Raw genomic sequence first — 14,027 nt, forward strand, 5'->3', positions numbered from 1 at the left:
CCCCGCCCGCGGCGAAGGTCACCACCGCGCCGGCGGACGGCGCGAAGGACGTTCCGGTCAACGTGCCGGTCCAGGTCACCGTGACCGACGGCACCATCGACCAGGTCAGCCTGACCAACTCGGAGGGCAAGGCCGTCGCGGGCGCGGTCGCCGAGGACAAGAAGTCGTGGTCGAGCACCGAACCGCTGGGCTTCGGCAAGAGCTACACCTACTCCGGCCGCGCCACCGGCGCCGACGGCAAGCCCGTCGAGCTGACCGGCGCGTTCACCACGGTGACCCCGGCCAGCCAGGTGCGCGCGACGCTGTTCCCCGACGACAACCAGACCGTCGGCGTCGCCGTGCCGATCATGATCAAGTTCGAGGCCGACGTGGCCGACCGGGCCGCGGCGGAGAAGGCGCTCAGCGTCACCAACTCGGCCAACGTGCAGGGCAGGTGGGCCTGGCTGAACCCGCGCGAGGTGCACTACCGGCCGGAGACCTACTGGCCCGCCAACACGCAGGTGCGCGTGGAGGCCAAGCTCTACGGCGTCCACTACGGCAACGGCGCGTACGGCCGCGCCGACGTCACCAGCGACTTCACCATCGGCCGCAACCAGGTCGTGAAGATCCACACGCCGTCGCACCAGCTCGTGGTGCAGCGCGACGGGGCGACCGTGGCCACCTACCCGGCCAGCTTCGGCAAGGACGACGACTCGGAGCTGACCACGCCGAACGGCACGTTCGTGGTGATGCAGAAGAACGAGCAGTTCAGCTTCGACAACCCCCGCTACGGCTACACCAACGTGCTGAAGAAGTGGGCCGTGCGGTTCTCCAACCACGGCGAGTTCATCCACGAGAACAACGACAACGCGGCCAACATCGGCCGGAACAACACCTCCCACGGCTGCGCCAACCTGCTGGAGGCCGACGCCAAGGCGTACTACGACAGCGCGCTGGTGGGCGACCCGGTCGAGGTGACCGGCTCGATCACCACGCTGCCGCCGCAGTACGACTGGTACGACTGGCAGATCCCGTGGTCCCAGTGGCAGACCATGTCCGCCCTCTGACCCGACCAACGGCAAGGGGTTGACAGGATCACCTGCCCATAAGGGAAGCGTTGGTGCCCTCGGCGCGTTGAGGTAGGTCGTGCAGACATCTCTCCTCACCGCCGAGGGCGTGCGGCTGTCGCTCCGCGAGTCCGGCGGCGACGGTCCCGCCGTGGTCCTGGTCCACGGGTGGGCCCAGTCCGGGGAGGTGTGGACCCACCAGCTCGCCGCCCCGCCGTTCCGCGCCACCGCGCCGGACCTGCGCGGCCACGGCGACTCCGAGGTCACCGAGGACGGCTACCGCGACCCGGCCGCGTGGGCGGCGGACCTCAAGGCCGTGCTCGACCGGGTCGGCGCACCCGCCGTGCTGGTCGGCTGGTCCTACGGCGGCCTGGTGGTCACCGACTACCTGCGCGTGCACGGCACCGCCGCGGTCGCCGGGCTGGTGCTGGTCGGCGCGATCACCGAGATCGGCCGCGACCGGCCGGGCGGGGCGACCGGGCCGCTGATGCGGCGGGCGCTGCCCGACGCGCTGTCGGAGGACCCGGCGGTGGCCGTGCCCGCGCTGACCCGCTTCATCACCGACCAGGCCCCCGGCCTGGAGGGAGCCGTCGCGCAGCGGATGATCGGCGCCGCGCTGCGGGTGCCGCCCTGGGTGCGCCGCGAGCTGTTCCGCCGCGACGTGGGCAGCGCCGACGTTCTGCGGTCGGTGGACCGGCCGACCCTGGTGCTGCACGGAACCGCCGACCAGGTGGTCGACCCCGCCGCAGGCGAGTACGCCGCGGCCCTAATCCCCGGAGCGCGGTCGCACCGCTACCCGGACGTCGGGCACGCGCCGTTCCTGGAGCGCCCCGAGCGGTTCACGGCCGACCTGGCCGCGTTCGCGCGCGAGGTCGCCCGGTGAAGCGCGTGGCGGTGCTCTCGGTGCACACCTCGCCGCTGGAGCAGCCCGGCACGGGCGACGCGGGCGGCATGAACGTCTACATCGTGCAGACCGCGACCCGGATGGCCCGCCGCGGCGTCGAGGTCGAGATCTTCACCAGGGCCACCTCCTCCGAGCTGCCGCCGGTCGCCGAGCTGGCGCCGGGGGTGAAGGTGCGGCACGTGGTCGCCGGGCCGTTCGAGGGCCTGGGCAAGGAGGAGCTGCCCGGCCAGCTGTGCGCGTTCACCGCGGGCGTGCTGCGCGCCGAGGCCCGCCACGACCCCGGCCACTACGACGTGGTGCACTCGCACTACTGGCTGTCCGGTCAGGTCGGCTGGCTGGCGCGGGAGCGCTGGGGGGTGCCGCTGGTGCACACCGCGCACACCCTGGCCAAGGTCAAGAACCTGGCGCTGGCCGAGTGCGACACCCCCGAGCCGAGGATGCGCGTCATCGGCGAGGAGCAGGTGGTCGCCGAGGCCGACCGGCTGGTGGCCAACACCGACGTGGAGGCGGGCGAGCTGATCAAGCTCTACGCCGCCGACCCGGACAAGGTGCTGGTGGTGCCGCCGGGCGTGGACCTGGAGCGGTTCACCCCCGGCGACCGCGCCGCCGCCCGCGCCGCGCTGGGGCTGCGGCCGGACGCGGCGGTGCTCGCGTTCGTGGGTCGCATCCAGCCGCTGAAAGCGCCGGACGTGCTGGTCAAGGCCGCCGCCGAGCTGCTGGTGCGCGATCCGGGGCTGCGCTCCCGGCTGGTCGTGCTGATCGTGGGCGGGCCGTCCGGGTCCGGCATGGAGACCCCGCGCAAGCTGGTGGAGCTGGCCGCGCAGCTGGGCGTGTCCGACGTGGTGCGGTTCCTGCCGCCGCAGGGCGGCGACGCGCTGGCGCGCGTCTACCGGGCCGCCGACGTGGTGGCCGTGCCCAGCCACAACGAGTCGTTCGGCCTGGTCGCCCTGGAAGCCCAGGCGTGCGGCACGCCGGTGGCCGCCGCGGCGGTCGGCGGCCTGCCGATGGCGGTGCGCGACGGCGTGTCCGGCGTGCTGGTCGACGGCCACGACCCGGCCGCGTGGGCGCGCGCGCTGGGCGAGGTGGCGCTGCGCCCCGCCTACCGGGAGGAGTTGGCGAGCAACGCGGTCGGACATGCGCGAAGGTTCTCCTGGGACCGCACGACCGACGCGCTGCTGGCCGGGTACGAGCAGGCGCGGCAGAAGTTCCGCGAGGAGGTTTTCGCTTGAGCTCGGACCTGGACGCCGACCTGGACACCGTCATCCGCTCGACCCTGGACGACCGGGAGCTGGCCTACGAGAGCAAGGAGCCGGGCAAGTTCTTCGTGACCCTGCCGGGCACCAAGAAGCTGCAGACCAACTGCTGGGTGGTGGTCGGCAGGCACGCCGTGGTGGTCGAGGCGTTCGTCTGCCGCAGGCCCGACGAGGCGCACGAGGAGGTCTACCGCTTCCTGCTGCGCCGCAACGCCAAGCTCTACGGCGTGCACTACACGATCGACACGCAGGGCGACATCTACCTGGTCGGCCGCGTCGCCCCGCACGCGGTGACGCCGGAGGAGCTGGACCGGGTGCTGGGCCAGGTCGTCGAGGCCGCCGACGGCGACTTCAACACCCTGCTGGAGATCGGCTTCGCCAACGCCATCCGGCGCGAGTGGGACTGGCGGGTCTCGCGCGGCGAGTCGCTGGCCAACCTGAAGGCGTTCCAGCACCTGGTGTCCGAGTCCTGATCGTGATCGCGGCCGGGCAACTGGCCCGCCCGCCCCTCCCGTCCTAGCCGTGACGCGACCACGGGAGGGGGAGGCGGCATGGTTCGGCGATGGGGTGCGGCGGTCGTCGTGGCCGGTCTGGTCTCGCTGGCGGGGTGCACCGCCGGGAGCGGCGGCACGGCCGACAGCGGGGCGGCGGCGCGCGTGGCGGAACCCCCGCCGCAGTCCGCCCCGGAACAGTCCGCCCCGGAGCAGCCCGCTCGCGAGCAGGGCTCGGCCAAGGTTGGTGAGGTGGACCCCGCCGCGCGGAACCGGCAGCTGGTGCGCACCGCCAGGGTCGACCTGCGGGCGGGGGACGTGGCGGACGCGCTGGCGCGGGTCAAGGACGTGGGCGCGGCGCAGGGCGGGTTCGCCGAGCGGGAGGACTCCTCGCACGACCGCGCCTCGGTGACCCTGCGCGTGCCCGCCGACCGGCTGGACGCGGCGCTGAAGGCGGTCGACGGGCTCGGCGTCGAGGTGACCCGGCGCGAGGTGCGCACCGAGGACGTGACCGACCAGGTGGTCGACGTGGAGGCCCGATTGGCGAGTCAGCGGGCCAGCGTGGACCGGGTGCGGGCGCTGCTGGAGCGGGCGGGCAGCACCGCGGAGATCACCCAGGTCGAGGGCGAGCTGACCCGGCGGCAGAGCGAGCTGGAGTCGCTGCAGCGCCGCTACGACGCGCTCAAGGGCCAGGTGGCGCTGTCCACGCTGACGATCTCGATCAGCCGCGCCGAGGCGACCGCGGGGCCGGTGGCGGAGGACCGCCCGGACTTCCTGACGGCGCTGGCGGGCGGCTGGGGCGCGCTGGTCGACGTGGCGGCGCTGCTGCTGGCCGCGCTGGGCGCGGTGCTGCCGTTCGCCGTGGTGCTCGGCGTGCCCGGAGGGGTGTGGCTGTGGCTGCGGCGCAAGCGCAAGGCCGCCACGACCGGCTGACGCCTGTTCGGGGGAACGCCTGCGCGGAGTGATCTCCGAGGGGAGCGCGGGGCGGCTTGGGAGAGAGGGGGAGTCGCGAGCTCAAGCCGCCCCACGTCAGTCCCCGCTGAGGTGGATCAGGGTGGGGGGAACCCTGGAATCCGAGCGGGCCCGCGGTTCGACGGGGGGAGTGCGCACCGCGGGTTCGCCGCTCGGGTCGGCGGAGTGCGTGGGAGCCGACCCGTTCGGCCCTGCCAACTTGGCAGATCGGTATTGATCACCACAAGAGCCGTTACTACTCCGTTCGAGTGTTCTTGCTCCGGATGAGTAACGCCTGCCCGGACACCTGGAGTGCCTTGACCTCCACTGTGGCGTGACTCACGATGGCGTGATCACAGCCGCCGAGCGAATGAGGCAAGGCATGGTCTTCCGCAGTCCGTTCCCCGACGTCGAGGTCCCGGACGTTCCGCTGCACGAGCTGTTGTTCGCCGACCTGGGGGAACGGGCGGACCGCACCGCGCTCGTGGACGGCATGACCGGCGCCGCCATGACCTACGCGCAACTCGCGGGCGCCATCGACCGCACCGCCGCCGCACTGGCCGAGCGCGGCATCGGCAAGGGCGACGTGGTGGGCATCCTCAGCCCCAACACGCCCTACTACGCCGTCGTGTTCCACGGCATCCTGCGCGCGGGCGCGACCGCCACCACCATCAACGCCCTCTACACCCCCGACGAGGTCGCCCACCAGCTCTCCGACGCGGGCGCGAAGATGCTGTTCACCGTCTCCGCCCTGCTGCCCAACGCGGCGCCGGGCGCGGAGAAGGCGGGCGTCCGCGACGTCGTCCTGCTCGACGCCGCCGAGGGCTACCCCAGCCTCGGCGAGCTGCTCACCACCACCGCGCCCACCCCCGAGGTCGCCATCGACCCGGCCGAGGACGTGGCCGTGCTGCCCTACTCCTCCGGCACCACCGGCCGCGCCAAGGGCGTCATGCTCACCCACCGCAACCTGGTCGCCAACGTCGTGCAGTGCATGCCCATGCTCGACGTGCACCAGGACACCCGCATCCTCGCCGTGCTCCCGTTCTTCCACATCTACGGGATGCAGGTGCTCATGAACATGGGCCTCAACGTCGGCGCGCGCGTGGTCACCCTGCCCAAGTTCGACCTCGCCGAGTTCCTGCGCGTCATCGCCGAGCACCGCACCAACCGCGTCTACATCGCGCCCCCGGTGGCCGTGGCGCTGGCCAAGCACCCCCTGGTCGACCAGTACGACCTGTCCCCGCTGGAAGTCCTGTTCTCCGGCGCCGCGCCGCTGGACGCCGACCTGGCCGGAGTCGTGCGCGAGCGCCTGGGCTGCCGCGTCGCGCAGGGCTACGGCATGACCGAGATGAGCCCGGTCAGCCACACCATCCCCGACTCCATGCCGGACATCCCCGTCGGCACCGTCGGCGTCATCGTGCCCAACATGGAGTGCCGCCTCATCGACCCCGCCACCGGCCAGGACGTCGGCGTCGGCGAGCGCGGCGAGCTGTGGTGCCGGGGGCCGAACGTGATGAAGGGCTACCTGAACAACCCCGAGGCCACCGCCGCCACCCTGGACGACGAGGGCTGGCTGCACACCGGCGACGTGGCCACCATCGACGAGAACGGCTACGTGAGCATCGTCGACCGGGTCAAGGAGCTGATCAAGTACAAGGGTTACCAGGTGCCGCCCGCCGAGCTGGAAGCCGTGCTGCTGACCCACCCGCAGATCGCCGACGCGGCCGTGGTGGGCGTGCGCGACCAGGACGGCGAGGAGGTGCCCAAGGCGTTCGTGGTCCGGCAGGCCGGGGTGGAGCTGGACGAGACGGGCGTGATGTCGTTCGTGGCGGAGCGGGTCGCGCCGCACAAGAAGGTGCGCGTGGTGGAGTTCATCGAGGCGATCCCGAAGTCGGCCTCGGGGAAGATCCTGCGCAAGGACCTGCGGTCTCGCGAAAAGGCGTGACCCGCGTGCCCCCGGCGGTCACGACCGCCGGGGGTTTCCTCGCCGGATGCCTCTCGGAACGGATCTCCGGCGCCGCGTGGCGCCCGCCGACACGCACTCCGCGACGGAGTGGAACGGCTCGGCCGTAGCGCATACTGTCGGGCGCGGATGCGCGCGTTGCGCGAGGCGTCGGGAGGAGCACCACATGGGGACCGCCGGCCTGGAGACCCAGCCAAGCGCCACCACTTACGACTTGGAAGACCTGGTGGCCAACGCCTGGGCGGGCCGTATTCGCGTTCCGCATTTCCAGCGGGATTTCCGCTGGGTCACCCAGGACGTGCTGCGGCTGTTCGACAGCATCGTCAAGGGGTATCCCATCGGGAGCCTCCTGCTCTGGGTCCGCGATTCCCCCTCGGACACCTTGACCCTCGGTCGGCTGAAGATCGACGCGCCCGCCGCCGCCGACACGCTGTGGGTGGTCGACGGTCAGCAGCGCATCACCAGCCTGGCCAACGCCCTGCACCCGGAGGGGCACCAGCACGCGCCCTTCAGCGTCTACTACGACCTGGCGGCCAGGCAGTTCGTCCCGCAGCCGAAGCTGCGCGAACCCCAGCACATCCCGCTGCCCGTGCTGTTCGACCTGGAGAAGCTGATCGACTGGTTCGCGGGTGAGGGGCGCTCGGCGGCCGAGCACTTCAAGGAAGCCCAGCGGGTGGCGAAGGTGCTGAGGCAGTTCAAGGTCCCCGCTTACCTGGTCCGGCAGAATGATGAAAAAATTCTGACCGACATCTTCGACCGGATGAACAACTACGGTAAGAGGCTCAGTCGGGCGGAAGTTTTCTCCGCTTTGTTCGCGGGGCCGGAGGAGGGGGCGCGAGAGCGGCTTTCCCTGTCCCTGATCGCGGACCACGTGGCTGATCGGACCGGATTCGGGACCATTGACGATGACACCGTTCTGTCGGCGATCCTGGCTCGTCGCGGACCCGATCCGGCGCGGGACATCCGCCGCGAGTTCGAGCTCGCCGGGCGGCGCACCGCTCTGGAGTTCCCGGACGAGGATCGGGACACCGCCTACCGGCTGGGCGAGGAAGCGCTCGTCCGCGCGGTCGAGTTCCTGCAGAAGGAGGCGGGCGTGCCGCACCTGGCGCTGCTCGCCTACCGGGCGCCGCTGGTCGTCCTGACGCGTTTCTTCGCGCACTTCCCGCACCCCGAGCCGAACTCGCTGAGGCTGCTGCGCAGACTGTACTGGCGACTCGCGGTTTCCGGCCCGGCGGTGTTCAAGGGAAGCTTCACCCAGGTCGGTCGAGTGCTGTCCGCCCGGATCAAGCAGGGGGACGAGCGCGCCTCGGTCGGCGGCCTGATGGACGCCATGGCGGATGCCCGGCCGACAGTGCCGAACGCGGACAGGTTCAAGACCAACGAGGCGACCGCCAAGATCGTGCTCAGCGCCTGGTGGTCCCTGCAGCCGCGTTCCCTGGCGACCGGGAAGCCGTTCGACGCGCAGGACCTCACCGCTCTGCTCGCGGATCAGACCACCGCGGCCACGGTCGCCTACCGGATCTTCCCGCGCGGCCTGAGCCCGCGGCAGCACCTGCTCGCCGCCAACCGCTTGTTCCTGCCGACGGAGGACGACCCGGTGAACGAGCTCGCGGGCGCCATCGCGCGCAGGCCGGTCGGCGTGGACGAGGCGCAGTGGGCGCTCGTGCTCGCCTCGCACAACATCGACCCGGCGATGGTCCGGGCGCTCGACCGGGGCGACCACGCCGAATTCCTGTCCCGTCGCCAGGAGGTGATCGCCGGTCAGCTGCGCGCCTTCCTCGAGCGCATGGCCGAGTGGGATTACGAGGACACCCCGTCGTTGGACTCGCTGGACCTGGACGAAGTGGACGAGCTGGCTGAATGAGCGTGGCGGAGAAGTACTACGCCGTTCTGCTGCACGGTCGCCGTGTCGGCACGCTGCGCCAGCGGGGCGATTTCACCAGGTTCTCGTTCAACGAGGCCTACTTGGAGGACCCGCGTCGAGCGGTACTGGGGTTGCGCTTCGAGGAGAGGCTGCGCGCCCCGTACTCCTCGGCCCTGAGGCTGCCCAAGTGGTTCTCGAACCTCCTGCCCGAGGGGCCGTTGAGGGAGTGGATCGCGCAGGACCGGGGAGTGTCCCTCGACCGGGAGATGGAGTTGCTGGCCCAGGTGGGGCACGACTTGCCGGGAGCCGTGCAGGTGCGGGAAGTCGACGACGTCGACGACGACCGGCCGTGGTCCCACCCCGCCGCATCCCCGGATGACGCGGTTCCGGCGACGGCCGACTCGCCGTGGCGGTTCTCCATGGCGGGAGTTGCCCTCAAGTTCTCCATGCTGGCGTCCGGCGACCGGCTCACGGTGCCCGCCGCCGGTGTGCACGGTGACTGGCTGGTCAAGTTCCCGGATTACCGCTACCCGGACGTGCCGCGCAACGAGTTCGCCATGATGGGACTCGCGCGCGCCGCGGGCGTGGAGGTGCCGGAAACACGACTGGTGCACCGGGACGAACTGGACGGGGTGCCCGCGCGGATGTGGCCCAACGAGGAGGAGTGGGCTTACGCCGTCCGGCGCTTCGACCGACTGGCGGATGAGCGGCGCACACCTGTGCACATGGAGGACTTCGCTCAGGTGCGCGACAAGTACCCGCAGGCGAAGTACGAGGGGACCTTCGAAACGGTCGCCGCACTCGCCTATCGCGGGCGCGATCTGCGGTCACTGGCCGAAGCGGTTCGCAGGATCGCTTTCTGCGCGGTCATCGGGAATGGTGACGCGCACCTGAAGAACTGGTCCCTCATCTACCGCGATCGTCGGGTTCCCACGCTTTCCCCGGCCTACGACCTGGTTTCCACCGCGCCGTACTCGCCTGCTGGGGAGGCGGAGGACCTCGGGCTCAAGTTCGGCGGCAGCAAGCGCTTCGCCGATGTCAGGACGCCTGTCTTCGACAGGCTTCGCGAGCGACTCTCCCGGCAGCTCGGCGCGGTCGACCTCGACCTCGCCGCCATCGCCGCCCACACCGTCGAGCGCGTCCGCGAGCAGTGGCCGGAGCACGCGGACGGGCTGGCCGCGAACCCCGAGCTGAGAAAAGCCGTCGGCGATTGGATCAGCTGGTGCTCGAGCAGCATCCTCGGTGCCTGACGCGACACCTCGCCTCGGCGGCCGCCCCTCCGGTGCGCCCGTCCTCCCTGTCCATAGGGGCAGGTCCGGCGAACGGCCCAACGCGGACGTCCTCTCGGCGCTAAGTTGCGATCATGACCGGAGATCCACTGTCCGAGTTGAAAGACCTGGTCCCGCCGCCCGACGACGTCGGCTTAGGCTCGCTGACCTGGGAAGAGCTGCACGAGGCGCTGGGCACCGCGCTGCCTTCGGACTACGCGGCGCTGATGCGCGCCTACGGCGCGAGCCCGCCCGGCGCGCAGGGCTGGCTGCGCTTCCCCGATCCGCTCGCCCCGAGGGGCGGGCTGCTGGACGCGTGGCGGCGCAGCGCCCCCGGCTTCCAGCGCTTCCATCTCAAGCACCCCGACGCCTGCCCCCGCCCGATGTTCCCCGAGCCGGGCGGCATGCTCTTCTGCGCCGACACCATCGACGGCGACCAGCTCGGCTGGGTCACCGAGGGCGCGCCCGACGAGTGGCCCGTGGTGGTCTGGCCGCGTCACACCGACGGCATCCGGGAGCTGCCCGGACCGCTGACCTCCGTGCTCCTGCGCTGGTGGCGGGGCGAGGTCGACGTGCCGGGGCTGAGCCGCGAGGCGTCGGCGGAGACCCGCGCGCAGCACGCCGAGCACGGCGTCGGGCCGGGGCGGTGGTCGCTGCCCGAGCCGACGAGCGGGGCCACGTCCGCGATCGTGGGGTGGGCGGAGAGCCAGGGGCTGCGGGTCACCAGGGCCGTGGACTGAACGACCACGGCCCATCGGGCGAATGGCCTGGTCGCCAGCCCGTCGGTCGGTGCCACCATGGGGTATGGCCGGGTGGAGCGATGACACGTCCGAGCGGGACCGGTTCGCCGACATGCGGGACCGGCCCGCCGAGACGCGGGACCGGGCGGCGGAGGCGCGCGACCAGGCGGCGGACCGGAGGGACCGGTCGGCCGAGGCGCGGGACCACGCCGCCGAGGACGGCGACGAGATCGCCGAGGCCATGCGCGAGAGCGCGCTGACCGAGCTCGCCGCCGTGTCCGAGCGCCTGCGGGCCGCCGACGCCCGTGGGCGGCCCGACCAGGAGGCGGACGCGGCCGACCGGGAGGCGATGCGGGACTACCTGGCCTCCGTCTCCGCGGGCTGGAACACCGCGATGCGCGACCGGCGTTCGGCGGCCCACGACCGGGAGGCCGCCGAACGCGACCGGCACGCCGCCGAGGACGACCGGACCGCGGCCGCCGTCGCACGCGACCAGGCGGCCGTGGAGCGGGCCATGGCGCACCCCGACGAAGAGCGGCGGTGAGCGGTCAGATCACGCAGAACTCGTTGCCCTCCGGATCGGCCATCAGCACGCGGTCGGGCTTGCCGCCCATGTCGTACTGGCGGATGACCGCGCCACCCGCCGCGACGAGGCGTTCGACGGCTTCGAGGACGCGCGGCCAGCGCACCTCCCACGGCGTCTCCCGGCCGCCGCCGACCTGGACGTCCAGGTGCAGCCGGTTCTTCACCACCTTGGCCTCCGGCACCCGCATGAACGAGATGCGCGGCCCGCGCCCGTCCGGGTCGGTCAGGAACGCGACGTCGCCCCACTTGGACTCGGGCACGCCGCGGGCGGTGAACCACTCCGCCCAACTGGCCGCGCCGCCGGGCGGCGGCTGCTCGACGTAGCCCAGCGCCCGCGCCCAGAACGCCGCCAGTTCGGCGGGGTGGGCGCAGTCGACGGCCAAGTCCCAGGTGACGGCCACGGAGTCCTCCTTCGCGAGCAGCGGGTCCGGTGCGGTTCTACACCGATTCAGCCCCGGCGTCGCGAGCGATCCGGCGTCATCTGGCAGGCTGACCGCATGGCTGTCGGAACCCTGGTGCTGCTCCGCCACGGCGAGAGCGTGTGGAACGCGGAGAACCTGTTCACCGGTTGGGTGGACGTCCCCCTGTCGGAGAAGGGCGTGCGGGAGGCCCAGCGCGGCGGTGTGCTGCTGCGCGAGGCGGGCCTGCTGCCCGACGTGGTGCACACCTCGCTGCTGCGCCGCGCGATCTCGACGGCGAACCTGGCCCTGGACGCCGCCGACCGGCACTGGATCCCGGTGCGCCGCGACTGGCGGCTCAACGAGCGGCACTACGGCGCGTTGCAGGGCAAGAACAAGAAGCAGACGCTGGAGCAGTTCGGCGAGGAGCAGTTCATGCTCTGGCGCCGCTCCTACGACACCCCGCCGCCGCCCATCGAGCCGGGCAGCGAGTACAGCCAGGACGCCGACGCGCGCTACGCGGACCTGGGTGCGCAGATGCCGCTGACCGAGTGCCTGCTGGACGTGGTGAAGCGGATGGTCCCGTACTGGGAGTCGTCGATCGTCCCGGACCTGCGGGCCGGTCGGACGGTGCTGGTGGCCGCGCACGGCAACTCGCTGCGCGCGCTGGTCAAGCACCTGGACGGGATCTCGGACGAGGCCATCGCGGGGCTGAACATCCCGACCGGCATCCCGCTGCGCTACGACCTGGACGAGTCGCTGAAGCCGGTCACGGCGGGTGGCACCTACCTGGACCCGGATGCCGCCGCGGACGCCATCAAGGCCGTCGCCAACCAGGGCCGCTGACCACGTCTGCAAGTACTACCCGACCCGTCCGGGGTGGCCGGTAACTACTACCCGGCCGCCCCGGCTCGGGTAGTAGTTGAATGCTCGCGCGGGTGGCACGGGTAGTACTTGCAGGCGTCAGATCAGGCCGAGGTCGCGGGCGCGGGCGCCCGCCTGGAAGCGGGAGGACGCGCCCAGCGCGGTCATCAGCTCCGCCACGCGGCGGCGGTAGGTGCGCAGCGACATGTCCAGCCGCCGGGCCGCCGTCTCGTCGGTCCAGCCCCGGTTGAGCGCGTCGAGGACCACCGGCACGAACGGCCGCAGCTCGTCCATCCCCGCCTCGTGCACGGCCAGTTCCGTGCCCGCCCGCCACGCGGCCTCGAACAGCGAGCTGATGCCGTGCACCACCTCGGGCTGGGTGATCACGCTGTAGCCGCGCGGCCCGTGCGACTGGTCGCCCGCCAGGATCGCCACCCGCCCGTCGAACACGATCGTCTCGTTCACCTCGTGCGCGCTGATCCGCACGTGCGCGCCGTGCGAGGCGACCAGCCGCGCGTGCTCGCCCCAGTGCGGGTCGAGCAGGGCGCTCAGCCGGAACAGCTTGCGCATCCGCACCCCCGGCCTGCGCCCCAGGGCGCGGGCGTGGGGGTTGGCGTGCACCCACGCGCTCAGCGCGTTGGCGGCGCACGCCAGGTCGGTGGTGGACGCGAACAGGTGCGCGGTGCGCTCGAACAGCTCCGCCTCGCCGCGCACGACGGTCACGGTGTCCATGCCGTCGAGCATGGCAGCTAACTGCCAATCCGAGCGCCGCCGACCGCCGGGGCGCGATCGTCGACGCCATGCTGAACCTGAACCGCGTCGGCTACGGCGCGATGCAGCTGGCCGGTCCCGGCGTCTACGGCCCGCCCGCCGACCCGGACAACGCCAAGGCGGTCCTGCGGCGGGCCGTCGAGCTGGGCGTGGACCACCTCGACACCAGCGACTTCTACGGCCCGCACGTGGTCAACCAGCTCATCAAGGAGGCGCTGCACCCCTACCCCGAGAACCTGGTGATCGTCACCAAGATCGGCTTCCGGCGGACCCCGGACAAGGCGTGGGTGCCCGCGCACGAGCCGAGGCAGCTGCGCGACGCCGTCCACGACAACCTGCGCAACCTGGGCCTGGACCGCCTCCAGGTGGTCAACCTGCGCCTGGACCCGGCCGAGGGGCCGAGGGAGCGCGACATCGAGCGCGAGTTCACCGCGCTGGCGGAACTGCGCGAGCAGGGCCTGGTCGAGCACCTGGGCCTGAGCAACGCCACCCGCGCGCAGCTGGACCAGGCCAGGGCGATCGCGCCGGTGGTCTGCGTGCAGAACATGTTCAACATCGCCGACCGGCGGGACTCCGAGCTGGTGGACCACACCGCCGAGGAGGGGATCGCCTACGTGCCGTTCTTCCCGCTGGGCGGCTTCGGCCCGCTCCAGCACGCGGCACTGGCGGAGGTGGCCGCGCGGCACGGCGCCACCGAGCGGCAGGTCGCCCTCGCGTGGCTGCTCCAGCGGTCACCCAACGTGCTGCTCATCCCCGGCACGTCGTCGGTCCGTCACCTGGAGGAGAACCTGTTGGCCCGCGAATTGCGGCTGTCCGATCAGGACCTGACTCAATTGGACACGAGTGGGTGAACGGCGGTCGTCCGGCGGGAGAACATGTGCCCGTTGTGGTGTCGTAGGCATCACGAACCACGCGAGCGGGCTAGGCCC

The 14,027-nt window shown here is 72.0% G+C and carries 14 protein-coding genes; 12 read left to right on the forward strand and 2 right to left on the reverse strand.

Translation table 11 applies throughout. The annotated features are described in order from the left end of the window. The 10 genes from IEZ00_RS15700 to IEZ00_RS15745 all read left to right on the forward strand — a co-directional run. The coding region (locus IEZ00_RS15700) for a L,D-transpeptidase (RefSeq protein WP_229795761.1) at positions 1-1,046 on the forward strand (1,046 nt) is incomplete at its 5' end. A 79-nt stretch (positions 1,047-1,125) separates the two neighbouring features. Beyond that, positions 1,126-1,929, forward strand: coding sequence for an alpha/beta fold hydrolase (locus tag IEZ00_RS15705; protein ID WP_189224006.1), 804 nt, complete (start codon positions 1,126-1,128; stop codon positions 1,927-1,929). After that, a complete protein-coding gene (mshA, locus tag IEZ00_RS15710) occupies positions 1,926-3,179 on the forward strand; it encodes a D-inositol-3-phosphate glycosyltransferase (RefSeq protein WP_189224007.1) in 1,254 nt (417 codons plus the stop codon). Before IEZ00_RS15705 ends, mshA begins: the two co-directional genes overlap by 4 nt. Then, entirely contained in the window at positions 3,176-3,676 is a 501-nt protein-coding gene (locus tag IEZ00_RS15715) for a type III secretion system chaperone family protein (protein WP_189224008.1), read from the forward strand. The genes mshA and IEZ00_RS15715 overlap by 4 nt, the downstream gene beginning before the upstream one ends. A gap of 78 nt (positions 3,677-3,754) precedes the next feature. After that, complete coding sequence (locus IEZ00_RS15720; protein ID WP_189224009.1) at positions 3,755-4,627, forward strand: DUF4349 domain-containing protein; 873 nt, start codon at positions 3,755-3,757, stop codon at positions 4,625-4,627. A gap of 400 nt (positions 4,628-5,027) precedes the next feature. Continuing rightward, the gene (locus IEZ00_RS15725) at positions 5,028-6,590 is read left to right on the forward strand and encodes a 4-coumarate--CoA ligase family protein (RefSeq protein WP_189224010.1); all 1,563 of its coding nucleotides are present in this window, start codon (positions 5,028-5,030) and stop codon (positions 6,588-6,590) included. A gap of 76 nt (positions 6,591-6,666) precedes the next feature. Next, positions 6,667-8,472 carry a DUF262 domain-containing protein gene (locus IEZ00_RS15730; protein ID WP_229795764.1) on the forward strand — a complete coding sequence of 602 codons (1,806 nt, stop codon included), beginning with the start codon at positions 6,667-6,669 and terminating at the stop codon, positions 8,470-8,472. Continuing rightward, positions 8,469-9,722, forward strand: a complete 1,254-nt coding sequence (locus IEZ00_RS15735; protein ID WP_189224011.1) for a type II toxin-antitoxin system HipA family toxin — start codon at positions 8,469-8,471, stop codon at positions 9,720-9,722. Before IEZ00_RS15730 ends, IEZ00_RS15735 begins: the two co-directional genes overlap by 4 nt. A 113-nt stretch (positions 9,723-9,835) precedes the next feature. Beyond that, positions 9,836-10,480 (forward strand): SMI1/KNR4 family protein, encoded by a 645-nt coding sequence (locus tag IEZ00_RS15740; protein ID WP_189224012.1) that lies wholly within the window; start codon positions 9,836-9,838, stop codon positions 10,478-10,480. A 64-nt stretch (positions 10,481-10,544) separates the two neighbouring features. Beyond that, on the forward strand, positions 10,545-11,024 hold the full coding sequence (locus IEZ00_RS15745) for a hypothetical protein (RefSeq protein WP_189224013.1): 480 nt from the start codon (positions 10,545-10,547) through the stop codon (positions 11,022-11,024). A 4-nt stretch (positions 11,025-11,028) separates the two neighbouring features. On the opposite strand, the gene IEZ00_RS15750 is transcribed toward IEZ00_RS15745, so the two are convergent. Next, complete coding sequence (locus tag IEZ00_RS15750; protein WP_189224014.1) at positions 11,029-11,466, reverse strand: VOC family protein; 438 nt, start codon at positions 11,464-11,466, stop codon at positions 11,029-11,031. Between the two features lie 96 nt (positions 11,467-11,562). On the opposite strand from IEZ00_RS15750, the gene IEZ00_RS15755 reads away from it, so the two are divergent. Further along, the gene (locus IEZ00_RS15755) at positions 11,563-12,309 is read left to right on the forward strand and encodes a phosphoglyceromutase (RefSeq protein WP_189224015.1); all 747 of its coding nucleotides are present in this window, start codon (positions 11,563-11,565) and stop codon (positions 12,307-12,309) included. Positions 12,310-12,426: 117 nt separating this feature from the next. Here the strand turns inward: IEZ00_RS15755 and IEZ00_RS15760 are convergent, their stop codons facing one another. Beyond that, positions 12,427-13,059: a helix-turn-helix domain-containing protein gene (locus IEZ00_RS15760; protein ID WP_189224016.1), complete on the reverse strand. Its 633-nt coding sequence runs from the start codon at positions 13,057-13,059 to the stop codon at positions 12,427-12,429. A gap of 68 nt (positions 13,060-13,127) precedes the next feature. On the opposite strand from IEZ00_RS15760, the gene IEZ00_RS15765 reads away from it, so the two are divergent. Next, positions 13,128-13,949, forward strand: a complete 822-nt coding sequence (locus IEZ00_RS15765) for an oxidoreductase (RefSeq protein ID WP_189224017.1) — start codon at positions 13,128-13,130, stop codon at positions 13,947-13,949. Positions 13,950-14,027: the final 78 nt, after the last annotated feature.

The sequence above is a fragment of the Saccharothrix coeruleofusca genome (assembly GCF_014648515.1).
Classification (GTDB): Bacteria; Actinomycetota; Actinomycetes; order Mycobacteriales; family Pseudonocardiaceae; genus Actinosynnema; species Actinosynnema coeruleofuscum.